General features: G+C 42.9%; 26 protein-coding genes. 6 read left to right on the top strand and 20 right to left on the bottom strand.

Features of this window, described 5'->3' with window-relative positions:
- Nucleotides 1-167 precede the first annotated feature (167 nt).
- Nucleotides 168-563, top strand: coding sequence for a GNAT family N-acetyltransferase (locus tag B0H99_RS09800; protein WP_106533487.1), 396 nt, complete (start codon nucleotides 168-170; stop codon nucleotides 561-563).
- A gap of 124 nt (nucleotides 564-687) precedes the next feature.
- On the opposite strand, the gene B0H99_RS09795 is transcribed toward B0H99_RS09800, so the two are convergent.
- From B0H99_RS09795 to B0H99_RS09760, 8 genes are all read right to left on the bottom strand, one after another.
- On the bottom strand, nucleotides 688-1,164 hold the full coding sequence (locus B0H99_RS09795; RefSeq protein WP_106533486.1) for a GNAT family N-acetyltransferase: 477 nt from the start codon (nucleotides 1,162-1,164) through the stop codon (nucleotides 688-690).
- An 80-nt stretch (nucleotides 1,165-1,244) separates the two neighbouring features.
- Nucleotides 1,245-1,958, bottom strand: coding sequence for an alpha/beta hydrolase (locus B0H99_RS09790; protein ID WP_106533485.1), 714 nt, complete (start codon nucleotides 1,956-1,958; stop codon nucleotides 1,245-1,247).
- Nucleotides 1,951-2,547, bottom strand: a complete 597-nt coding sequence (locus B0H99_RS09785) for a GNAT family N-acetyltransferase (protein WP_106533484.1) — start codon at nucleotides 2,545-2,547, stop codon at nucleotides 1,951-1,953. Before B0H99_RS09785 ends, B0H99_RS09790 begins: the two co-directional genes overlap by 8 nt.
- Nucleotides 2,548-2,555: 8 nt before the next feature.
- Nucleotides 2,556-3,080 (bottom strand): mycothiol transferase, encoded by a 525-nt coding sequence (locus tag B0H99_RS09780; protein ID WP_106533483.1) that lies wholly within the window; start codon nucleotides 3,078-3,080, stop codon nucleotides 2,556-2,558.
- 236 nt (nucleotides 3,081-3,316) lie between these two features.
- Complete coding sequence (locus B0H99_RS09775; protein WP_106533482.1) at nucleotides 3,317-4,969, bottom strand: b(o/a)3-type cytochrome-c oxidase subunit 1; 1,653 nt, start codon at nucleotides 4,967-4,969, stop codon at nucleotides 3,317-3,319.
- Between the two features lies 1 nt (nucleotide 4,970).
- Nucleotides 4,971-5,438, bottom strand: a complete 468-nt coding sequence (locus tag B0H99_RS09770; RefSeq protein ID WP_106533481.1) for a cytochrome c oxidase subunit II — start codon at nucleotides 5,436-5,438, stop codon at nucleotides 4,971-4,973.
- 23 nt (nucleotides 5,439-5,461) lie between these two features.
- The gene (locus B0H99_RS09765) at nucleotides 5,462-5,584 is read right to left on the bottom strand and encodes a cytochrome C oxidase subunit II (RefSeq protein WP_106533480.1); all 123 of its coding nucleotides are present in this window, start codon (nucleotides 5,582-5,584) and stop codon (nucleotides 5,462-5,464) included.
- A 150-nt stretch (nucleotides 5,585-5,734) separates the two neighbouring features.
- On the bottom strand, nucleotides 5,735-6,421 hold the full coding sequence (locus B0H99_RS09760; RefSeq protein ID WP_106533553.1) for a Crp/Fnr family transcriptional regulator: 687 nt from the start codon (nucleotides 6,419-6,421) through the stop codon (nucleotides 5,735-5,737).
- Nucleotides 6,422-6,624: 203 nt separating this feature from the next.
- Here B0H99_RS09760 and B0H99_RS09755 point away from each other — a divergent pair, with 203 nt between their 5' ends.
- Complete coding sequence (locus tag B0H99_RS09755) at nucleotides 6,625-7,095, top strand: universal stress protein (protein WP_106533479.1); 471 nt, start codon at nucleotides 6,625-6,627, stop codon at nucleotides 7,093-7,095.
- A gap of 147 nt (nucleotides 7,096-7,242) precedes the next feature.
- On the top strand, nucleotides 7,243-8,373 hold the full coding sequence (gene yfkAB / locus B0H99_RS09750) for a radical SAM/CxCxxxxC motif protein YfkAB (RefSeq protein ID WP_106533478.1): 1,131 nt from the start codon (nucleotides 7,243-7,245) through the stop codon (nucleotides 8,371-8,373).
- A gap of 334 nt (nucleotides 8,374-8,707) precedes the next feature.
- Here yfkAB and B0H99_RS09745 read toward each other — a convergent pair whose 3' ends face one another.
- From B0H99_RS09745 to B0H99_RS09735, 3 genes are all read right to left on the bottom strand, one after another.
- Nucleotides 8,708-9,406 carry a Type 1 glutamine amidotransferase-like domain-containing protein gene (locus B0H99_RS09745; RefSeq protein ID WP_106533477.1) on the bottom strand — a complete coding sequence of 233 codons (699 nt, stop codon included), beginning with the start codon at nucleotides 9,404-9,406 and terminating at the stop codon, nucleotides 8,708-8,710.
- Between the two features lie 213 nt (nucleotides 9,407-9,619).
- Complete coding sequence (gene uvrA / locus B0H99_RS09740; protein WP_106533476.1) at nucleotides 9,620-12,070, bottom strand: excinuclease ABC subunit UvrA; 2,451 nt, start codon at nucleotides 12,068-12,070, stop codon at nucleotides 9,620-9,622.
- 244 nt (nucleotides 12,071-12,314) lie between these two features.
- Nucleotides 12,315-12,608: a hypothetical protein gene (locus B0H99_RS09735; RefSeq protein WP_106533475.1), complete on the bottom strand. Its 294-nt coding sequence runs from the start codon at nucleotides 12,606-12,608 to the stop codon at nucleotides 12,315-12,317.
- Between the two features lie 240 nt (nucleotides 12,609-12,848).
- Here B0H99_RS09735 and B0H99_RS09730 point away from each other — a divergent pair, with 240 nt between their 5' ends.
- Complete coding sequence (locus B0H99_RS09730; RefSeq protein WP_106533474.1) at nucleotides 12,849-13,295, top strand: YndM family protein; 447 nt, start codon at nucleotides 12,849-12,851, stop codon at nucleotides 13,293-13,295.
- 171 nt (nucleotides 13,296-13,466) lie between these two features.
- Here B0H99_RS09730 and panB read toward each other — a convergent pair whose 3' ends face one another.
- From panB to B0H99_RS09695, 7 genes are all read right to left on the bottom strand, one after another.
- The gene (gene panB / locus B0H99_RS09725; protein ID WP_106533473.1) at nucleotides 13,467-14,303 is read right to left on the bottom strand and encodes a 3-methyl-2-oxobutanoate hydroxymethyltransferase; all 837 of its coding nucleotides are present in this window, start codon (nucleotides 14,301-14,303) and stop codon (nucleotides 13,467-13,469) included.
- Nucleotides 14,304-14,580: 277 nt separating this feature from the next.
- Complete coding sequence (locus B0H99_RS09720) at nucleotides 14,581-15,132, bottom strand: GNAT family N-acetyltransferase (protein WP_106533472.1); 552 nt, start codon at nucleotides 15,130-15,132, stop codon at nucleotides 14,581-14,583.
- A gap of 1 nt (nucleotide 15,133) precedes the next feature.
- Entirely contained in the window at nucleotides 15,134-15,646 is a 513-nt protein-coding gene (locus tag B0H99_RS09715) for a GNAT family N-acetyltransferase (RefSeq protein WP_106533471.1), read from the bottom strand.
- A 129-nt stretch (nucleotides 15,647-15,775) separates the two neighbouring features.
- The gene (locus B0H99_RS09710; RefSeq protein ID WP_106533470.1) at nucleotides 15,776-16,405 is read right to left on the bottom strand and encodes a nitroreductase family protein; all 630 of its coding nucleotides are present in this window, start codon (nucleotides 16,403-16,405) and stop codon (nucleotides 15,776-15,778) included.
- A 225-nt stretch (nucleotides 16,406-16,630) separates the two neighbouring features.
- The gene (locus B0H99_RS09705) at nucleotides 16,631-17,182 is read right to left on the bottom strand and encodes a GNAT family N-acetyltransferase (RefSeq protein WP_106533469.1); all 552 of its coding nucleotides are present in this window, start codon (nucleotides 17,180-17,182) and stop codon (nucleotides 16,631-16,633) included.
- Nucleotides 17,183-17,289: 107 nt separating this feature from the next.
- Complete coding sequence (locus B0H99_RS09700) at nucleotides 17,290-17,697, bottom strand: GNAT family N-acetyltransferase (RefSeq protein WP_106533468.1); 408 nt, start codon at nucleotides 17,695-17,697, stop codon at nucleotides 17,290-17,292.
- 303 nt (nucleotides 17,698-18,000) lie between these two features.
- Entirely contained in the window at nucleotides 18,001-18,867 is an 867-nt protein-coding gene (locus tag B0H99_RS09695; RefSeq protein ID WP_106533467.1) for an AraC family transcriptional regulator, read from the bottom strand.
- A gap of 299 nt (nucleotides 18,868-19,166) precedes the next feature.
- Between B0H99_RS09695 and B0H99_RS09690 the strand changes: the two genes are divergently transcribed.
- The gene (locus tag B0H99_RS09690; RefSeq protein WP_106533466.1) at nucleotides 19,167-20,765 is read left to right on the top strand and encodes a diguanylate cyclase domain-containing protein; all 1,599 of its coding nucleotides are present in this window, start codon (nucleotides 19,167-19,169) and stop codon (nucleotides 20,763-20,765) included.
- 240 nt (nucleotides 20,766-21,005) lie between these two features.
- Complete coding sequence (locus B0H99_RS09685; RefSeq protein ID WP_106533465.1) at nucleotides 21,006-21,593, top strand: histidine phosphatase family protein; 588 nt, start codon at nucleotides 21,006-21,008, stop codon at nucleotides 21,591-21,593.
- Between the two features lie 40 nt (nucleotides 21,594-21,633).
- Here B0H99_RS09685 and B0H99_RS09680 read toward each other — a convergent pair whose 3' ends face one another.
- Complete coding sequence (locus B0H99_RS09680) at nucleotides 21,634-22,056, bottom strand: GNAT family N-acetyltransferase (protein ID WP_106533464.1); 423 nt, start codon at nucleotides 22,054-22,056, stop codon at nucleotides 21,634-21,636.
- Nucleotides 22,057-22,074: 18 nt separating this feature from the next.
- Nucleotides 22,075-22,887, bottom strand: a complete 813-nt coding sequence (locus B0H99_RS09675; RefSeq protein ID WP_106533463.1) for a PP2C family serine/threonine-protein phosphatase — start codon at nucleotides 22,885-22,887, stop codon at nucleotides 22,075-22,077.
- Between the last annotated feature and the right edge of the window lie 208 nt (nucleotides 22,888-23,095).

Raw genomic sequence — 23,095 nt, 5'->3', positions numbered from 1 at the left:
TAGCGCTGTTAACAAAGCCGGAAAGAATCCCAACGCTAGGGTCTCTTTTCGGCTTTTTGTCTCTTCAAAAAACAATAAAACTTTCATCATCCAATAATCTGGTCCTTTGCCTCAGGCTTCTTTGTGATTTAAAACAGTACTCAATCATGGGAAAAGAGGAATGCACTATGCTATTTAGATACAAGAAATCTTGTGAAAAAATCGCGATGGGAATGTTAGCATTTATGCCTGAAGAGCGCGATTTAAAAAAATTGCGGAAAACGATGCAAGTTTATCAAGAAAATCCGAATTGGCAGCTTTTTCTTTGGAAAGAAGAAGAAGATTTTGTCGGATTGATCGGCGCAGAAGTCACAGACGATCATTTTACGGTTCATCATTTGTCCCTGTGCCCTTCCTTCCGGGGTGAAGGAATCGGCCATCAAATGGTCTATAAACTTCAAAAAATCCTGCAGCCGCGCGAAATTCGCGGCACACAGGAAACCCAAAGATTCTTAGATAAATGTTTCAACAACCCACCAGTTTCCAATGAAGTTTACCCGTCCACCAATAAACATATATCATAGAAAAAAGGCGAATCCATTCGATGGATTCGCTTTTTTCTCGTTTATAGGGTGAATATACAACTTTAAATTAATTTTGAAAAAGAAATCTGCTAAAATAAAAGTCCTTTTAATATCACAAAAATATTTATGTGGATACCGCCTTTTGATAATAGACTAACGTTGCCCACATAGTTAGTTTTTTATTTACTCCTATTTTGACGTATCCCATTTTTTCGTATAAATAGCAATTGCCCTGTTCCTCAAGCAAAGTGGAAAGTTCCCATAACTCAGCTTCTGAAAATATCAATTCTGTCAGTCGAATCGTTTCTTGGGCAATGCCGAGCCCCTGGAATTCCGGGAGAACAAAAAGCGGACTGATCCGGAAGCGCTTATCCCCTTTTCTTTCTACACATATTCCGCCTGCAAGCATGCCATCTGCCAAAATTTTAAAAAAATCATTTTGGCGGCTGGATATTTTCGAATAGAACCGCTCTATTGGTTCAGTAGCAGGGCTCGTCTCATAATCCTGATACTTTTCAAGCAAAGGCAGAAATGCCCTCCTTTGCATATCGAAAAGAGACAGCGTATCCTCTTCGTATGCTTTTTCCAATGTTACTTTCATCTCCCGGTTCACTCCTTGTTATTTCTCGGAACTTGTAAAAAAGAAAATAAAGCAGATACACGCTTCTGGAAACAAGAGTATTAATGCTGACCATTTTTAATCGTCACAAAATGAGAATTGGGAACTTTTCCTTTAATCTTTTCATAAAAAGCTTTGTTCGATAAAAGGAATCTTTTGCTGATAAGTGTCCCTTCCCCTGCTTCATCTGTGCCGCAATCCATGTAAATTCGATTCATTTTTGATAGATCGGCGTTTTCTGCCAGTTTTTCCATTTCTTCTTGATTCGCGTAAAAAGCAGATGACAAAATAGCAATGTCTTTAAAGACATTAGGATACTGGAGAGCAGCATACGCAGATATTAGTCCGCCCATCGAAATTCCTGCCATCGCCGTTTGATCTTCCATTGTCCGATATGTTTTATCAATGTACGGTTTCAGTTGATTAACAATAAATTCGATGTACTGCTTTCCTTTTCCGCCAAATGAAACGGTTGGATCCGCTAAGAATTTAGTACTGTATTCTCCATTTGGCCATGGACAATATTCATTTTTTCGTTCAGTACTGTTTTGATTGACCGCTACAACAATCACCCTTAAGGCTTTCTCTTCTAGATACCGTTCAAGGTTAAGAGATACTCCGTCAATAGCCGTCTCATCTCTAAAGACATTTTGACCATCATGCATATACAACACCGGGTAACGTTCAGCACTATTTTTGTAGCTTTCCGGCAAGTAAATCCTTATTAAACGTTCGTCCTCTAACGAATCTATACGGAGAGAAAAGGACTCAATCATTCTTTCCACATTTAATCAGCGCTATAGGGTCCGCAAATCCTTTCTCCATTTCCCGCCATTCCTGTTCAAGCACGCTGTACAGCAAAGAATCTCTCCAGCCGTCTTTCATGAGCAGGTCTTCGCGCATCAAGCCTTCCTTCACCATTCCGATTTTCTCAAGGATTTTTTGGGAAGCAATGTTCCTTGGATCGCAGGTAGCGTATATACGATGGAGACCCAACTCGCTGAATCCGAACTCCACCAGCCTTCTAGCTGTTTCCGTAGCAATGCCTTGGCCCCAGTATGCCGGATTGACGATATATCCAATCTCCCCAACTCTATTCGCTATACTTTGCACGTTGAATTCTCCGGCGCCAATCAGTTTTTCTGATTCGCTCAACACAATGGCGAAGACAAAACGGCTTCTCGGCTCCTTGCTTGCATCCAGCAGAACCGTATCTACAAATGCCCGGGATTCTTCCTCGGAATTCGGTCCCCACGGTTGGTAGCGTGAGACGATTTCCAGCGAAGCGTACTCATGGACAGCTTGCCAATCGTCTTCTGCCAATTCCCGCAAATACAAGCGGGTGCTTTCTAAATGATTTTCCATATCAACTCCTACTTTCTGCTATGCAGCAATCTGCGCTTAATGGCCCGGATTTGGCCGCGGTGGCTGATTTCGTCTTCAAGCACATGAAACCACAAGAAATAATTATTGAAAGGTGTCCCGTTTGGCCAGCAATCGCCTTCATAAAGCCAACCGTCCGTACGCAAGTGCAATTGCTTCATTATCTCTTCCCTAACATCCGCAAGCTGCCGAATGTAAAAATCGATACTTTTTCCTTTGATTGTATTTCGGGCGTGTTCCTCCAGGTCAATGGCCGGCACCCATTTTGCGTATTCCTCAGCGTTAAAATCCCTTTTCTCAAACGAAATCACTTGATGGACTTTTTCAATCGCTGCTATATGAAGCAACAGTGCCCCAATGGAGTTATCATCAGCATGCTCCAAATAATCCAAATCAGCTTGGCTCAGATTCTTAATTTCATCTAATGTAACCGCTCTTGCATGTTCCAGTAAAAAGACCAGCTCCCCTATCTTCTCCCCAAACCCTTCAAGTGCCGTTACTTCATAATTGATCACTTTAACCCCTCCTGTCCCGTTCTTTTAACCCTAACAATAAATTCCAAAAAATAAAAGATTGAAATTTCAGGAAGTCAACGGTCTAACTTAGTCAACAAAAAAGAGGAATCCATATAGAATCCTCTTTTGGTCTGCGGTTACTCTTCTTCCGGTGTGCTGACCTCAATCAGCATTGCCGTAAAGACGATAAAGATAACCATTAATGAAAGCAGTGTAACGAACATCTCACTCAACTCCTACCATGTTTTAAGTCCTTCTGATCCTGGAGGCGAATGCTGAATCATGTCACTAAGCGGAATCGCATAGGCAATAAAAATAAGGGCGAAGGCAATCCCGATCCAAATCCACCAGTTTTCGAGAAATTTTGGTGTAGAGGCTTTGCCGCTCTCTGCCATCGGGAATTCGACCATATCTTTTTCCTTTACTGCCTTAGGAGACAAGAACATCGTCATGACCACAATATAAATCAGCAACATCGCCGATAAGAATAGGATACTTCCCCCAATAGCCATCGTCACATGGCTGGAAATAATGCCGTCAAACCAATCGAGCGTCGACGCATGGTTGTTGTAACTGGAAAAAGCTGTACGCCGTGGTGCGCCCAGAAGTCCCAGTACGTGCTGTGCGGTAGACATTAAAAGCATGCCGATTGACCAAGTGATGATTTGGACAAATCCAAGCTTTTGCATGGATTTTGTAAATTTCCGGCCTGTTAAATACGGCACTAGCCAAAACGTCAGTCCCATGAACGTCATCGCAACCGGAGTTCCAACCGTAATATGGAAATGGCCGACAATCCATAACGTGTTGTGCACCACTTCGTTCAATTGGAAACTCGCATTAATAATGCCCCCCGCTCCGCCCGGAATAAAGAATGCCATTGCGATGAAAATTGAAGTAAAGCGGACATCTTTCCAAGGAAGTTTTGTGAACCAGCCAAAGAGCCCTTTCCCGCCGTTCTTGCGGCCAACAGTCTCAAATGTAGCGAACATTGAGAATGCCGTCATCAAGGACGGGATGATGACCATGAATGTCAGGACTACCTGAAGGAATTTCCAAAAGTTCGAAATGCCGGGTTCTGTCAACTGATGATGGAATCCAACCGGAATGGAAAAAAGGATAAATAAGACGAACGATAAGCGAGCCAGCGAATCGCTGAATACGGTTGTACCAAGCAGTTTCGGAACGATTACATACCAAGCCATATAGGCAGGCAATAACCAGAAATACACCAACGGGTGACCGAAATACCAGAACAGCGAGCGGCTCAATTCTACATTGATTGTATCCACCCAGCCAAATGCCCAAGGGATGTATTGGAATAACACGGTAGCTACCACACCAAGACAAGCGATGAGCCACATGATGATTGTTGTAATGGTCATGAATGCGAATAAAGGACTTAACTGGTCTTTGTTGTTTTTGCGCCACACCATATAATGGCCGACAAGCGCGAAACTGCTGATCCACGTTCCTACTACAAACAAAGCCAATCCGACATAGTACCACCCGCTAGCTTTTAGTGGCGCATAAAATGTATAAAGGACAGATGCTTCACCGGAAACAATCATGGCAGTAGCCAAAACTGTGCCGATTACTGTTACCCAAAAACCGAGCCAGGAAGTAAGGCGTACTTTCGGACCAAAATCGCCTAAGCTTTTGCTCATTCCGGTAGCAAAAAATCCAAATATGAAAAATGTCGTAAATATAAGAGCAAGAAGCACACCATGTGCTGTTAGAATTTGATAATAATCCAGCCATGCCGGCAATTGAATGGCGTCATTCCGAATAAATACCTGAAGCAATCCGCACAAAGTGCCGATTAAAAATGCTGTATAGGCGACTGCGATATTCGCTAAAGCGAGCTTACGGTCTTGTGCAGCAATCATTTTAGTACACCTCGATTTCATTGAACATCATGTGGTGACCCGTACCGCAATATTCGTTGCAAAGAATCAAGTACTTGCCAGGTTTTTCAAACGTGTAAGATTTTGTAGTAATTTGCCCTGGCACTACCATCATATTGACTTTTGTGTTATCAATCGTAAAACTGTGAACTACGTCCGTGGCTGTTACATGAAAGATAATTTCTTTCCCGGCCGGCACCCTAAGATCCGGTGCATTATAACCGAATGCCATGGCAACGATGGCCACTTGGTACGTATCATCATCCAGTTGCGTCACGCCCGGCTCATCAAACGGGGCTGTTTCATTGACCTTTTTCGGATCAATCGTGTGCATGCCGCCAGCCGGTGTATGATCGTGGGAAAAAGCGCTTACCCCAACAACTCCTAAAAAGATGGCGAGTGCCACCACTCCAAAAACGAGCCAAATTTTTTCGTATTTATGAAGATGCATGTTCATCTACTCCTCTTTCAGTTTTATCTTGCCATGTACATTGCGTAAACAGCGACCCACATTGCGATGATTACAATTCCTACGAAAAAGACACTGATCAGTGTTCCTTTTAAATCAACGTCTGGCGTTTCATTATTCTTCGCCATTTCTTTTCACCTCTTCTATTGTTCTTCTTGTCTTTAGCGTAAATTATTGCTGCCTTAGGCATTGTGATAAATATCACACTTGCGTTCTTTTTTAGGGAGGTGTCAATTTTTAGACATAAAAAAACAAGCTTGCTTAGTTAGCAAGCTCGTCTAATCGATTTTACATACTGAAATCGGACAATTTTCACAATTGATTTCAACCTTCAAGTGGTTAACGTCGTGGATCGTCAATTTGCCTTCCTGCATTGAAAGAACTTCTTGTTTTTTCAATTCGCTCAGCATCCGGTTGACCACTTCGCGTGTCATGCCGCAAAAGTTGGCAAGTTCCTGGTTGGTCAAGTGCAAATCTATTAGTATTCCGTTCTTCTTTCGAACTCCGTAACTATTGCTTAAACGGATCAACGTAGAATACAGCGCCCCTTTTTTGCCATGCAACAAAAGATCGCGGAACTTGGTCTGTGTTTTCTGCTGATCGATGCCCATCCATTTCATGAAAATTGCCGCAAGTTTTGCATTGTGAAGAAGCGCTTCTTCCAAATCGTTGATGGTAATTTTTGCGCAAACTACATCTTCTATCGCTTTAGCATCCAGCATATACTTGGCATCTGTAGAAAAAACGGTCACTTCTCCGACCATCTGGCTGGGTCCGCAAATTTTAAGCGTCAGTTCCCTGCCGTCCGGCGTCACTTTACCGATTTGGACTTTTCCTTTATAGATAATATAAATTCCTTTAATGGCATCGCCGTCTTGAAACAAGTACGTGTCTTTTTTAAATTCTTTTATCGAGTGGTGAATGGAAAGCAGTTCTTTTATTTCCGAACTAAGTTCCGCACTCATTGTTTCATCATTCAAAGCAAGACCACCTTTCTTATCCGACTTGCTGCCAGTTTTTCTATTTAAAGAGTATCATATACTATTTTTCGCTGTTTGCTAATCATTAATTTGGGTGCCAAGAGCCGCCATTCAAATTTTCCATACAAGCAGGAATTGGAAAGAGTTTATCGAATTTTTTATACAAGAAAGATAAGGAGGAATACATTATGACTTTAAAGTATTCACAAATTATCGTAGCAGTGGATGGGTCGGACCAAGCCGCTCTTGCTTTTAAAAAGGCAGTTGATATTGCGGTGCGGAATCAGGCAACATTAAACTTGGTAAGCATTGTCGACAACCGCTCTTTTGGATCTATTGAAGCCTATGGCCAAGCTTTTGCCAAAGGGGCAAAAAAGGCAGCGGAAGGGTTATTGATCACGTATAAAGAAGTTGCAGCAGAAGCAGGAGTGCCAGAAGTAAACTGTATTGTAGAGTACGGTTCACCTAAATCTATGATACCTGTGGAAATGGTCAAGCGGTTAAATGCTGATTTAATCATTTGCGGCGCCACTGGATTAAATTCAGCTGAACGCTTCCTTATGGGGAGTGTTTCAGAACGCATTGTCCGCTCAGCGAAATGCGATGTGCTGATTGTCCGCACTCCCGCAGTAGAAACAGCCGAAAAACCGGTAAAGTAAGCGACCATAAAACCGTTTCCTTCTCAAACCGGAAACGGCTTTTTTATTTTTACTGATCAGAAAAATTTGAAATCTCTCCATAAGCTTGTAGAACCCAAAGGGGAAGTCCATAATTAACGTTGATAAAAATTATGGGAGTCCTTAACTATGACATTAGCTAATACCATCTCCAAAAAAATCACGCCGGATTACGATCCGTGGGAAGCTTATATGGATATTGAAGAACACGGAAAACTGACGCTTTCCAGTATTGAATTTACCACCACTTATTTATGCAATATGCGCTGCGAACATTGTGCTGTTGGCTATATGCTGGCCCAGAAAGACCCAGAGGCCTTGCCGATTAGCTTGATCTTATCCCGGCTAGATGAAATTCCGCACCTGCGTACCATCAGTTTGACCGGCGGCGAACCGATGTTTTCAAAAAAATCGGTCGAGCGCTATGTATTGCCTTTATTGAAGTACGCCCATGCCCGCGGCGTGCGGACGCAGATGAATTCCAACTTAACTATGCCGCTTGAGCGGTATATGCTCATCGCGCCTTATCTGGACGTTTTGCACATTTCCCACAACTGGGGAACCGTCGATGATTTTGTTACTGGCGGATTCGCCAATATGGAGCGCAAGCCTTCAGAAGAGCGCCACGCTGAACAATTCCAGCGGATGATCGATAATAGCCGGGCGCTTTCAGAAGCCGGTGTCATGGTGTCTGCGGAAACAATGCTCAACAAACGGACATTGCCGCATCTCGCCAGCATACATAAGCAAATTATTGAGGAAATGAAATGCACGCGGCACGAGGTGCACCCCATGTACCCTAGCGATTTCGCTTCCCAGCTGAAAGTCCTGACATTGGATGAAACCCGAAAAGCGATCCATGAGCTTTTGGATCAGCGTGATGAAAACGTTTGGATGCTGTTCGGCACGCTGCCATTTTATCCATGCAGCCCGAACGAAGAAGACATAGCCTTGCTCCAACGCATCGGTTCCAGCAAAAACGTCACGGTCCGAAACGATCCGGACGGCCGTTCGCGCCTGAACGTCAACATCTTTACGGGTGATGTTATTGTTACAGACTTCGGCGACACTCCGCCGATGGGCAATATCCAGGCCGATTCGCTCCCCGCTATGCTCGACAATTGGCTGGAGCGCCCGCTCGCGAAAACCATCGGCTGCCATTGTGCAGCTGTTTCATGCCTAGGACCAAACTTGCTGGTGAAAGACGCTTACTATCCAGAGATGGACTTTACGAAAAGAAAAGCAAAGCTTTCACTTTAGATCAAAAAGCCTTTCCCTAGTATTCGGGAAAGGCTTATCCTATTTTCCTATCTATTTTTTACTGCATTCCAAATCAAGATTCCGGCACCTGCAACAGCGACCTCTTTCAGCATGGAACGTTTTGTCTCCTAGACATACTAGCCTGGAAGGATCAGGAAAAACAAGTGATGTACATTAAAACAATTGTATATTTCCCGGGAAATAACAAAAAACAGCCGTATATCATTCATTATGGTCCTACTTTAACGAAAGGAGCAGGTTTTATCATTCGTATTTCTGCAACAAAATGATGCCTTTGTTGCCATTCCTTCCTCGCCTTTTCAAGCAACTCACATCAGTGAGCACCTAAAAATGTAGTAGGAAGTTCGGTTTCCTTTACTTGTCCATCAAAAGAAACCTGATAAGCTCGGGCATTTGGACGTGAACTGACAATTTTCGATATCTCCTCACCCACATAATGAACCGCTACTCCGTCATCTGCTGCAACACCAGCCTGCAATGTTTGAGAACCGATAAGCTGACGATACGTCGGCCTTCTGTTTTCTTCTCCGTCATAATGTGGACAGTTGCTGCCTTTTAGGAAGCCCAGAGCTTTGAGTGGTTCAAGCCCATCCCCGAACGAATCAGTCACGCCTTCTTCAAACCAGCAAATCGACCCTGCGCTGATTCCTGAAAGTACAATGCCTTGTTCCCAGGCTTTCCTCAGGATGCTGTCCAGCCCCCAATCTTTCCATAAGGCCAGCAAGTTTTTAGTGTTCCCGCCTCCAACATAAATAATGTCTTTATCCAATATAAATCCCTCAATATCCCTTGTAGGCGGTTTAAATAAAGAAAGGTGGGATGGCTGGCAATTTTGCTTGGAAAAAAATTCATAGAACTTCAATGTTGCACTCTCCGAATCGCCGCTCGCTGTTGGAATAAAACAAATTTTTGGTTTCTCTTTTTTCGATTGCTCTAATATGTATATATCCAATAACGGATTTTGCGGCTCCATCAAGAAACCGCCTCCGCCAAGTGCGATAATTTGTTTCATATTCCTTCCTCCTCTTTAAAGCGTTACCTTACTATTTCTTTAAACGTTGAAAAAATCCTTCTCCGGTTCTGGCTCTTCCTGCGAAGTTGGAACTCATTAGTGTTAAGTTGGAACTCGGCAGCCATTTGTTGCAACTCACTTGCAAAAGGTTGCAACTCACTCGCCACTCCACAAAAAAGAGCAGAAAGCTCCTCGCCTCCTGCCTTTCTACAATCAAACCTTCAAATAAGCTCCCGTATATGATTCTTTATTTGCAGCTACTTGTTCCGGCGTCCCTTCAGCTACCAGGTAACCCCCTGCTTCTCCGCCCTCCGGGCCCAAGTCGATGACCCAATCGGAAGCGCGAATGATATCGGTATTGTGCTCAACGACAATCACAGTATTTCCAGCATCCACTAATTTATTGATCAACAAGAGCAGCGTCTTCACATCGTTTGGGTGCAAGCCTGTTGACGGTTCATCTAAGATATAAAGCGCATGTCCTTTCGCCGGTTTGCTCAGTTCTCTTGCCAGTTTCAAACGCTGGCCCTCGCCCCCTGACAAAGTTGTCAGCGTTTGCCCCCATTTCAAATAGCCAAGTCCCACTTCGCACAGCAAACCAATGATCGCTGTGATTTTCTTCTGCCCTTCAAACAATGGCAAGCTTTCCTCGATACTTAAATCCAGAATATCGGAAATTGAACGGTCTTGATAAGTGACAGCCAATACTTCCTCTTTGAACCGCTTGCCGTGGCATAACGGACACTCTACTTCAATGTCAGGAAGAAAATACATTTTTGCCAGCACATACCCAAGCCCTTGGCAGTTTTCACAACGTCCACCTTCTGTATTAAAAGAAAAGTGTTTGGCGGTCAATCCGGTATCGACTGCAGCCGGCAGCTTCGAGAATAAATTCCGCAGCAGAGTGAAAACTTCCGTATACGTTGCCACATTCGACCGCTGCATGCGACTTAGTGCGGATTGATCGACCGTTACCATCTTGTCGACCTTTTCGAGTCCTGTAATCTGATCATAACCGCTCTTATCCTCTTCGCCTAAGCCGCTTGCCGCAAGGATATCAAACAGCAATGACGATTTTCCCGACCCTGAAACTCCGGTCACTGTCACAAAGCAGCCAATAGGAAAAGAAACCGTGATATTTTTCAGATTGTTTTTATAAGCATTTTTCACAGATAAGTGCTGACCCGTTCCTGCCCTTCTTATTGCAGGCGGCGCATACGGCTCTTTTACAAATGCACCAGTTACAGACCTCGGCTGCTTTTGCAGTTCAAGCAGCGTTCCTTCCCCTACAATTTCGCCGCCCAAAGTTCCTGCTCCCGGACCTAAGTCAATAATATGGTCCGCCTGCTCCATAACTGAGACATCGTGTTCGATGACCAGTACAGTGTTGCCAATATCCCGCAGCTGCTTGATGATTTTGACCAGCCCTTGCGTATCCCTTGGATGCAAACCTGCTGTCGGTTCATCTAAAATGTAAAGAACGCCCGTCAGCCCAGACCCTAGAATCGTCGCCAAACGAAGCCGCTGTGATTCCCCTCCCGATAAGGTGACGGCTTCGCGGTCCAACGACAAATAAGAAAGCCCTACGTTGACGATCCGAGTGATTTTGGCTGCTAAATCTTCCAATATCATAGCCGTTAAAGAATCTTTTGCTTCTTGCGCTTGCCGGTTCAGTCCGTTGATCCACTCTAATACTTCTTCCAGTGTCCATTTGGATACTTCTGTGATTGGAAAGCCGCCAATTTGGGCGAGACGGCTTTCTTTCTTCAACTTTTCGCCTCCGCATTCCGGGCACGTATGGGTATAAAAGAACTTGTTCTCTACCGAATTCCCCCCATTTTCTTTATATCTTCTCCATAAGCCCGTAAGCACCCCTTCAAACCGCCCCCGCGACACTGTTTTCGGCGGTTGCTTATCGGGAAAATAATGTTTGAATTCTTCGCTTTCCGCTCCATAATATAAAAAATTGCGTTGTACATCGCTATATTCTTTCAACGGCAACTCCATTTCAAGGTTAAATCCGTAATGCTTGGCTCCAGTTTCTACGATTTTGCCGTAATATTCCCGCACAGTCGGAAACCAGAAGGTCACTGCTCCATCTTTCAAGCTCAAATCTTGATTGAATACTTGATCTATCCGAATGTCGACGGTTTTTCCTATTCCCGAACAGGACGGGCAGGCGCCTTCAAGCGTATTAAAAGAAAAATGAGCCCTTGTCAGGTTTTCTAATTCATGTCCGCAATTTCTGCAGGCAATAGTCTCGCTTAGTTCATCCCTTGCCATCGATTGATTGACGATGGCCTGGCAATTCGGGCAATTACGCTCGCCCATCTTTTCATAAATCACCCGCAAGTACGTATACATGTCGGTTACCGTGCCGACAGTCGAACGCGGATTTCGGTTCGTAACTTGCTGGCCGACGCCAATAGACGGAGAAAGGCCGATCACTGATGCTACTTTCGGCTTGTTGATCAAACTTGATATGATGCCATTCGCTTCCATGTACTGGCGTTGGCTTTCCCGTTGCAGAATGTCGAGTGCCAATGTGGATTTCCCTGAACCTGAAGGGCCGGTAATGACAACAAACTGGTTTTTCGGAATGTCGACCGATACATTTTTCAGATTGTTTTCTGTTGCATTGGTGATTCGGATAAATTGATTCATCTTTAACACCTCCATGCCCTCATCTTACAACATTTATACAGTGACTAAACTAAAGATTTTGTATCTTTTTTCTGCTGTTTAAGCGGAAAAGAATACAGCTGAGCAGTCAAAAGACTATATTCTATCCCCACTTTCGATACAACAAAAATTCCCTTTTGCATGCAAAAGGGAATTGAATTATCTCTATTTAAACGCTTTTTTCTTTCATCAATCTTTTAAGCATATAAACTGCTTCAGAACTTCTTTACTCTTTCTGTTCAAAGTGAGCATTTAAAGCTTCAACGATTTCACTCATCAATTCACTGGTCGATAAAGGTTTGTTTGGCACCAAAGACAGAAGGTGTTTAGAAGGTCCTTGAGCTGGAGGATGTTCAATTAGAAGCACTTGATCTGTGGCATTGGGCTGATTTTCTAGTGAAACAAGGTATACCGAATAAAGCCCGGTTTCCATGATAGTTTTTTGAATGCTATAACCAACGTCTGATCCGTCTATGTCTATAATTTGCGTGATACCTACTTTGCTTTTTATGGTATCCATTGTTATATTTCCCCTTCTTTCTTTTTCCTTATATAAATGTAATTTCCCTACTCTTTACCGCTTAATCCTTTTTTTGAATCAAAAGACTTAATAAACTATACAAAAATTGAAAAATCAAATAATCAGTATTAAGTTTTTAATATCACTAATATCTTTTTTATTTTTAAAAAAAGGATTGAAATCCCAAAAGCAGGGTATTTCATAATAGTGAAGACAAATTCTAACTGAGGAGGAAATAATATGAATCATGTTAAAGCTCTTATTATGAAATTCATTATGATTCTTGTTGTACTCTCTATTATCTTAACAGGAATTTATGATGTAGAGTTCAGTGACACGCTATTAATAAGCGTCGTGCTGACTGTAGTTGCTTATGTTTTAGGAGATCTAATGATTTTCAGAAAAACCGGCGACCGCACAGCCAATACTCATACGGCTGATCACAGCAATGCGGCAGACCATAAGAAACGAAATACGATGGCCACTATTGGCGATATCGTAACTTCTTTCTTAGTAATTTGGTTAATGGGCCAAGCACTGTTTGCCAACACGGAAGATATTATTGCTGCATCGCTTATTTCCGCTCTTGTAATTGGCGGCGGGGAATGGTTCTTCCATAAATACTTGGATAAGAACGTTTTCCCTGAAAAAGATGGTCATGCTGCGACTGGAAATACTCGTCATTAATCTATCCGCTATCAAGCAGTAAACTGCCTTTTCTTTAGTATTAACACTAAAGAAAAGGCAGTTTTTTGTATTTTAAAAGACTGCAACACCTGCATCTTTTATTCAATAATAAAGGAGCTAAGCACTTAACCCTGCTCAGCTCCGTTTTTTATTGCCTCAACTATTGTACCGTTACGATTTGCCTCCGTAAAGTTGCTGCAATTCATCTTCTTTCATGGTGAATCGGTGCTCTTCACTTGGGAAGGCTCCTGATTTCACTTCAGCGACGTAATCACTTAGCCCAGCTCTCATCAGCGTCCCTGTTTCCGCATAGGAACGGACAAATTTAGGCAAGTGGTGCGAGCCGTATTTCAGTGTATCGTGATAGACAAGCACTTGGCCGTCCGTTTCACTGCCAGCCCCAATTCCGATGACAGGTATGGATACGGCAGCGGTCACCTCACGCGCCAATTGGTACGGAATGCATTCAAGTACCAGCATAAAAGCACCTGCAGCTTCGCAAGCTTTGGCGTCTTCGATTAATTTCTTGGCTGCGTTCGCTGTTTTCCCTTGGACTTTGTAGCCGCCAAGAACTCCAGCGCTTTGTGGAAGCAGACCCAGGTGAGATACGACCGGAATGCCAGTACGGGTAAGCATACGTGTGACTTCTACGACTTCGTCCGCCCCTTCAAGCTTCAACGCCTCCGCCCCAGTTTCCTGGAAAATCCGGACCGCATTTTCATGGGATCTTTCCAAACTTCCATGGAAAGAACCAAACGGCATGTCCACCACTAAAAATGTATCCGGCGCTCCGCGGCGCGCTGCTTTGCCATGATGGATCATGTCTTCAACTGTGACTTTTACGGTTGAATCATAACCGAGCACCACCATGCCAAGCGAATCGCCTACTAAAATAATATCCATACCCGCTTCTTCAGCAAGTTTCGCTGACGGATAATCATAAGCCGTCAACATGGCGATTTTTTCTCCTTCTGCTTTCATCTTTAGAAATGATACTGTGTTCTTCATTTTTGCTCCTCCTTCTGGGAAGAAAACCGAACGAAAAGCCCTTCTGTTCATGAACCGGACAGAAGGGCAGAATGTTAAGTGGAAGGTTTTCTCCGTCCCTGTCGCTTTAAGATCAAGGCAGAACTATTCATTTGAAATTTTCAAGTCCTTGCTGGTGCAGTTCCGTCCGGATACTGCCCTTACTCACACTATAGCAGAAGCGGAAATAGAGTGGCAATCATCTGTTCATGGCTGCATAGCCCGAACTTTCTTTCGTTCTATCAATGATCACTGCTCTTTACTCCTCTTTCTCCTCCCACTCTGTCTTCAATAGCGAAAACACCAGAGCATCATGCGACCGGTGCCGTTGGTATAAATAGCCGCGCAAACGCCCTTCCTCCGTGAAACCGAGCTTCTTCAACAAACCGCTTGAAACCGTGTTTTCGGGAAACGTGACGGCTCCTATCCGGAAAAGGCCCAGTTCCGTAAATGCGTATTGCAATACTGCCCTATTGGCTTCGCGAACAATTCCTTGGCCCCAGTAATCCGGATGCAGTTCATAACCGACTTCCGCTTTTTTACCCCGGAGGTTTAGGTTATTCAGGCCGATTGTTCCAGCAAAATGGCCGCTCTGTTTTACAATGATGCCCCAGCGAATTCCTCGGCTCCCTTCAAAACTTGTCTGGAAGGATTCAATGATTTGCGCCGCCTCTTCGAAGCTTGCCAAGCTGTCCATTCCATAGTATCGGGTTACTTCGTCCCGTGACATGATGTCAAAAAGTTGTTCTGTATATTGCTGGCTGATTTTCACCAGTTCGAGCCGTTCTGTTTCAAGTGTTGGAAACTCCATTCTACTTCCCCTTTGCATTTGAATATACATAGATGGTTCTGCCAGCCAATACTATTTCTTTTTCAAGTTCCATGCCAATCCGCTCCGCGACTTTTCTTGAAGCTGTGTTGGCTGGCTGAATCAAGGAGACGAACCGCTTTCTGCCAAGTTGTCGGCTGCCATATTCTTTCAGGGCTGATGCGGCTTCTGTAGCGTAGCCTTGGCCCCAATGCTCGCGGGCAATCCAATAGCCGATTTCCAACTCTTCAAAGCCGTTCACCGTTTGAGGAACAAGACCGGCATGACCGATGAGTTTTCCGTCATCTTTCCGAACCAAAACACGCAGTCCCAATTTCGGATTGGTTTTATAGGACCGGTAAACCCAATACAAAAATTCCATAGCGCCGTCTTTGCTGCGTGTTTGCCCATTTCCAACAAAACGGACCACTTCCGGATCAGAAAAAAGAGAACAGAGAAACTCAAAATCTTCATCTTGATAGGGCCGCATTACCAGTCGGGCTGTTTGTATCGTCATCGCTATTCTCCTTTCTGCCTGATCCTTTTTTCGATCATCTGATCGTTATTTTTTCGCCATCGCCTTGTTGCTCTCCTTCTTTTAAGCATAAAAAAAGACCCGGCACAAATGCCGGGTCTTTCACATGCTTTAAATAAATCGGGTAACGTCTTCAATTGGCAGGCGAGATGTCCCGAATGCCGGAGCTGCCGCTTTCCCAATGGCAATTAAGACGATAGGAAAAAGGTTTTCCGGGAGGCCAAATCTTTCAGCAAACTTCACTTTGTCGAAACCGCCCATTGGAATGGTGTCATAGCCGCGTTCTTTGGCGATCAGCATCAATTGCATGGAAGCAAGGCCTGCATCATATGATGCAATATTCATCCGTGCTTCTACTGGCGCATTTGGATAAACTTTGTACGTGTTGGCAACCGACCGTTCTTTGACCGATTCATCCATATATCCTTCTTCAACGTTTTGCGTATAAATTTTCTCAACGTTTTTATAGGCATCAATATTTCCAAGAACTGCTATGATTGCAGAAGATGTTTCTACTTGCGCCTGATTGTTCGCAATCGCGCGCAATTCTTTTTTCACTTCCTGATCTTGGATAACGATAAAGTTCCAAGCTTGCAAGTTGCTTGATGAAGGTGCTGTAGTAGCAAGTTTCAACATTTCCTCAAGTTCTTCTTTGGAAATCTTGAAGTTCGGGTCATATGCCCGAACTGATTTTCTTTCAGTCATCACTTTCTGCAAGGGTGATTCTGTTTTTATTGACATTGGATTTCCTCCTCGAATGCACTTACTAATGGTAAGCTAATAAAAATAACTTACCATTAGTAAGTTGGAGAGTCAATAAAGACGAATCAAGCGGATGAGAGAGAAAAAAGAAGGGCGTGCTGGAACTTGTATGTGCCTTTTTAAAAAAACAATAATGCTAAACTGCAATAATTCATTGAAAAAAGCATCCTGGCATTATGCTGCCGGATGGCATAATCCGGTTCTCTAAAAGAAATTCCTGTCATCTTTCGGGTTAATGATCGCCAACACCTGGTGGTCTTCCCATTTACCATTGATCTTCACATTGCTTTTAGCGATCCCTTCTTTGTGAAAGCCTGCCTTTTCCAATACTCGCATGGACGGAATATTATGCGGCATGACCCCTGCTTCAATGCGGTGCAATTGCAGTTTCTGAAAAGCATAGTCGACAATAAGCTTTACCGCTTCGGTGGCATATCCTTTATTGTTGTGGTTTTTGTCGAGCGCATATCCTAGAAATGCCCTTTGAAGCGGTCCCCGAAAAATTTGGAATAGCGTAATCATCCCGACTAAGGTATCGTCTTCATTCTTATAAATCCCAAAACTTTCTTCCCGGCCTTCTTCCCGTTGTTCGTTGCCAATTTCAATAATCTCTTTTTGAACCATCAATGTATAGAAATCCGGATAGCGGGTCATCGAAAATTTCTCAAAAAATTCACGGTTGTCTTTTTCAAGCTTCAACTTTGCTTGAGCATCGGCCGGCCTGAATGCCCTCAAGTAAATATGATCACCTTTCATCGTAAATCCCGCCTTCCTGCTCAAATTATCTTGGTCTATATACTTTTCCCCATTCATCCAATCCTAAGCTAAAGAAAAACCGCTCCATTAAGATGAGCGGTTTTTCATCATTCCGAAATTGTCTTCCGAAAACCATGAAAAGGGCGAAAACCTTGTGATTCGTAATAAGTGTAAGATGTGCTGCTTGCAAGGAGCTCCATACGTGTTTCAGGATATCTCTGATGAGCATGCTCCATCAATTCTTTTCCTATTCTTTGTCCACGGTATTCTTTATGAATCAGTAACTCGCAAATAAACAAGCTTACCGAGCCGTCAGTCAAGCCCCGAAGGCATCCGACAATCTTTTCGCCGTTTTCTGCCACCAGTGCAAGTTGGGAATTGCGCCAGGCTTGTTTTGTCTTTTCATATTTTTCGACTAAATTGGTCCAGGCTTCTGCTTGGTTCAGTGCATGGATTTCCGGAAAATCTTCTTCGCTGTATGCCCGAATCGTTATGCCTGCTTTTTCTATTGCCATAATAATCATCCTTTTTATACGAATCTTTGTTCAGTATTCTCTCATCAACCGGCGGGCAAAATCCATCCTCTATTTTGAGGGGCTGTTCATCTGATCAACTCTTTCATAAATTTTTTAAACTGTTGATCCCATCAGTTTCGTTTGGATTTATCATTTGTAATCCACCCGCACCCCTCTTGTTCGAATATTCTTCCATCTCTCCTTATCGTAGCAGAAGGATTTGGAATATTATAGATAATCTTATCGGTTCCGCTACATAAAAAAGATACATTCTTCTATATAAAAGAATGTATCCTTTTCCACTTATTTCTCACTGTTTTTTAACGGAATCCAAATCTCTGAATAGTAGTCATCTCTATAAGCATCTCCGGGCGGATAAACTTCCAGCTCTGCTGTTCCTGCTGGCTCAAACGGATTGGATGGAAACCATTCCGAATAAATTTGTTTCCAAACTTTTTGTATAGCATTCGGCATGGCCCCTTGCACTTCAAATACTCCCCATTTTGAAGCTGGAATACTAAGCTTAAGCAATCCTTCCGGAGTTTCTCCTTCATGTGCTGCAGCTATCCAATAATCCATCGTTCTTTTATCCGCGAAATTAGTGCATACACCCAACAAGGCTTTAAAATCCCCGTTGTTGTTCTGAAGCAACAAATCGCTTGTGCCGTTCGAATTTGCCTCTGTCCACATTCGGGGTATGCCAGTCATATTCTCCTCGGTGTCCATAGAAAACTCGCGTTTAACTCCTACCACTTCAAATGCTTCTTTTTCAACCACTTTGAAATTCATCGGTTCTGCTCCTTTCAAATTCACCTGAATCACCAGGCGGTTATAGGATTGCAGCTTACCCAAATTTTTTCTCGCTTCACTCGGAGTAATGCCATGTTGCCTGCGAAACGCTTTGGTGAAAGCTTCCGGAGTGTCATAGCCGTATTTAAAGGCAAGATCGATGATTTTTGTGCTGGTGCTCATCAACTCGTGACCCGCCAATGTTAGTCGCCTTTTGCGAAGATATTCCCCGACTGCCATATCCGTCAAAATTGAAAATGCGCGCTGAAAATGAAATACTGAAGAATCAGCCTGCTTTGCAATGTCTTCAATTGTCACTTCCTCCAGTAAGTTTTCTTCTATGAAATTGATTGCCTGCTGCAACGATTCTGCCCATCCCACGCCTATCCCTCCTTACTTTCATCTTAATGATTTTCCTTCATATAATCTGGTCTTTTTGTGCTTTGTTCTGACAACTTAAAATAAAATTATTTGTTCTTGATTTATTGAAGCTATTTGAATTTTTCGTTAAGCTTTCGCTAAAATAGGTAAAAATTTCAAATATTTTTTGAAAACTATACCAATTAAATATAAAGTTTAGTATGATGAATTTAGATAATTGTACCCTAAATAATATTATTTTTTTATAATATTTAAGTAAAAAGGACTAAAAACAGCCTTTGGCTTAAGGTGTTGAGACAATGACGTTACAAAGAAAAAATGTATGGTGGTTTATTTTTTTATTGGTTTATGTTGCTCTCTATTATGTTTGGCTATCGATCTGGAAATCCGACCATGGCATTTTGACGCTTGGAGGAAATCTTTTTTCTATCTTTGGAGGAGCCATCTCCACTATTTGGCTGCTGCTAGCTGCCAATAGAACATCTAAATGCGGAAAGCCGTTTTGGTTTCTTTTAGCGGCTGGTACTTATAGTTTTTTTCTTGCCCAGTTTTTATGGCTATCTTATGAAAACATCCTAAAAATAGAGGTTCCTTCACCGGGGATTCCCGATTTGTTTTTTCTCTTGCAAGTGGGTTTTTATCTTGCTGCATTTTCTTACAAAGTAATCATGGAAAAACAGCAACTTGATTTTATCAGATTTATTTTTGATATATTGATTGTTATGACTGTTGCTTTTACATTCAGCTGGTATTTCCTTCTTCAGCCGCTTATTGCCATCAGTGAAGTTTCCGCTTTTTCCTTAGCGGTCACTTTGGCATATCCTATAGGGGATTTGGCTTTGTTGTTTGGCCTGATCATTCTTTTCTTAGGCGTGCAGCAAACTGTATTTGATAAAACAATTATCTTCTTATTTTTAGGTTGGCTAACTCAAATTATTGCAGACTCTTCTTTCTTATATTATGTCTCTATAGACGAGTATTCTGCAGGCGGTATAGGTGACCCATTATTTACGTTAGCTGTTTTATTGATCGGTTTAACTGGCCTGGCCAGTAAAGGGGAAAAGGCAGGAGAACAAGTTTCAGTGATCAAAAAGAGGCCGAACCGCATCCTCAATACTGTTCGAATCATTTTCCCATACATTAGTGTCGCCGTTTTATTTGTTTTTATGATTTTACGCTCTTCCGGAATTGATACCTTAACAATCGGATCTGGTTTTTCCATTCTACTGGTCATCATAAGGCAGATTTTTGTGTTAACAGAAAACCAAAAACTGCTTCATCAAGTCCACGACACAAAAGAGATATTGAAAACCGGCGACACCGAATCCAAAGCAATGGTCTATTCACCAAAATATTCGGATAGCGAGACAAAAATCCAATTTCTGGCTTACCACGATTCGCTGACCGGATTAGCGAATCGTGCCTTCTTTGAGACCATGCTAAACCAAGCAGTATCAGATGCCCAACTTCACAATGATTCGTTTGCAATCATGTTTTTGGATCTTGATAATTTTAAGCAAGTCAATGATACGATGGGACATGATGCCGGCGACCAATTATTGATATTAATAGCTGATAGGTTGAAAGCATGCACTCGCAAAGATGACGTAGTAGCGCGATTAGGCGGGGATGAATTCACTTTTCTGATACGAAATGTTTCCAATCCACAAAATGCTGCTTTTATTGCTGAAAAAATTATCTATTCTTTGGCTCAACCCTATACTGTAAACGGTCAAGATGTTTCCAGTTCTCCAAGCATCGGCATTTCATTGTATCCGCTACATGGGACGACCCCGTCAGGCTTGCTGAAAAAAGCCGATATGGCCATGTACCAAGTAAAAGAAAAGGGCAAAGGGCATTACCGCATGGCTGAAACAGAAGAATCTTTGATGAAATAAGGTGCCGGCTACTTTATCAATAGCTGTTGATCGGCTCTTGTTTATGCAAAAAACGGCAGCGCTGAATAGAGTGCTGCCGTTTTTATTTTCCTGTAAGAGATTCCCTTCTCAGTACGGGGTATATTGCAAAAGCGGTAAAAAGCTGCTGTTCCATCTTCAAAACAGCAACCGATATTTCTCAAAAAGTTTTATTCTCTCTCTACTTTATTTACAATGGTAAAAGATAAAGGAGATGACTGCATGACCACAATAGGATTAGTCCGGCATGGCATTACTGATTGGAATTTACTTGGCATCGCTCAAGGCAGTTCCGACATTCCATTGAACGAAACAGGCCGGCAACAAGCGGTTGCGCTGGCGGAACGGCTGGCGCTTGAATCATGGGATACGATCGTTTCAAGTGACCTTTTGCGAGCGAAAGAAACAGCCCAAATTATCGCGGATCGCTTAAACTTGCCTATCAGCTTTTTGGATCCGCGAATCCGTGAAATGAACGGAGGAAAAATTGAAGGCACTACAGAAAAAGAACGCGTTGAAAAATGGGGAGAGAATTGGCGGTCACTTGACCTCGGCATGGAAAGTGCAGAAGAAGTTTCTGCACGGGCAATCGATTTTCTTGAAGCTCTTCTAGAAAATCACAAAGGCAAGCGCATATTGATGGTAAGCCATGGTGGATTGATTGGCATTACACTAAAGGCACTGCTTCCTGAACGCTTTAAAGAAACCAATATGAACAACACATCCATCACCATTCTCGAGAATTTGGAAAGCCAATGGGATTGCACCCTTTATAATTGCACAAAACACTTGCAAGAAGCGGTACAATAAACCAATGTAATCCAAGCATCCGCTATCGATGCTTGGATTTTTATTGTGACTCTTTACTTTCTTTTCGGCATAAAAACCGCTCGCGTCCTGGATATTTCTCGCCTAAACTCATTATTTCAAAGGCGTTTTTCCGGTAAAAACCCACTGCATCGCGATCTGTTTCAGCAAAGACCGAAGAAAACCCATATTTTCTGCAGATAAAGCCAATCATCTGGCTGCCGATTTGCTGTCCCCTATTCTCAGGAGAAACGGCAATATGTTTGATTTCGCAGATCCTTCCCGCTGAATGTTCAATGCCGATGCATCCTGCAATTGCACCATCCATTCTACAGACATATAGCTTTTTATTGGCTGCCTTCTTGTATTTGGCGTATTCTTCCTCTGCTTTCGATGCAGCATAAGACAGGAGTTCCAACAGTTCTGATTGAAAGGCGACAAGATCATCAATCTTGCAAATTTCCATTATGACCGCTTCCTCCTTTTATTGATTGCTGGCGTACGTCGCTGCTTCCGATACATCCACTTTCCAGGAAACCACGGTCGTACTATCCCTGACGCCATTCTTTTGAATTGTTTCCAGCAAAGATTGAACGCTTTTCTTTTGCGAATTAATGGCAAAGGCTTCGGCTATATTTATTGGCGTTGAATAAGGTTCTCCAGGACATTCCAGCAAACCGTCTGTTGTCACAAACAGCTGGTTCTCTCCTTCCCGAAGCTCTTTTGTGCCGCTGCTGAAACAGGGTACAAGCCGGTCGAACGTGTTCATTTGGCCGATCCATTCGTAAAAATGCCGTTGGTTCAGCTGGAATTGCCCCATTTCTGATAGTTCCCGGTGAAACAAATACAGCACACAATCACCGATTGAGAGCCACCAGACAAATTTCCCTTTTCTCACTGTAATCATACAAGCGGTCTCTCCTTGAAGTTTTCGGCAAGCTGTCCGGAATTCTTCGTTTTGAAAAATAGCCAAGACCTGCTCTTCCATAGTTCGAAAATAAGCAGGATTCAAAGGCTTCGCCAGTTCTTCGTACAATTCGTTCTTGTGGTTATCAAACTCTCTTACAATCAGTTCCGCACTTTGAGCTGTATTGTGGGCATCCAGTACCATAACGAATTCCCAATCTTCTTTCTCGCTAGTCCAAATCAGACAGGCATCTTCATTTTTGTATTGGCCAACCCGGGAATTTCCACCGAAACGTCCGACGGTAATTCCGCCTATTTGCCGGACATCAGGCCGGTCAACAAAATGCCGCTCACTGCCTATCCAGTTGAACTCTTCCACGCCGTAACCCATTTCAGTTCACCTCTTCTAATATGTTTTCAATAGTATATTTTACAGCCAGGAAAAGTGGAAGTTATTTCTAGAAAAGAAGACCTTAATTTTCTTCATGCATTATTTTGTTTTATTCATGGACTATTTCAACTTCTACGTGAAATAATTTTTTTCTTACATGAACTTTTCCTCTCTTTTACATGACAAAACAACTTGTTATTGATGCAAA

This window comes from Planomicrobium soli (genome assembly GCF_003014655.1).
GTDB lineage: Bacteria > Bacillota > Bacilli > Bacillales_A > Planococcaceae > Planococcus > Planococcus soli_B.
Note: the sequence above shows the minus strand (reverse complement) of the source record. Positions and strands in the feature narration are given on the sequence as shown.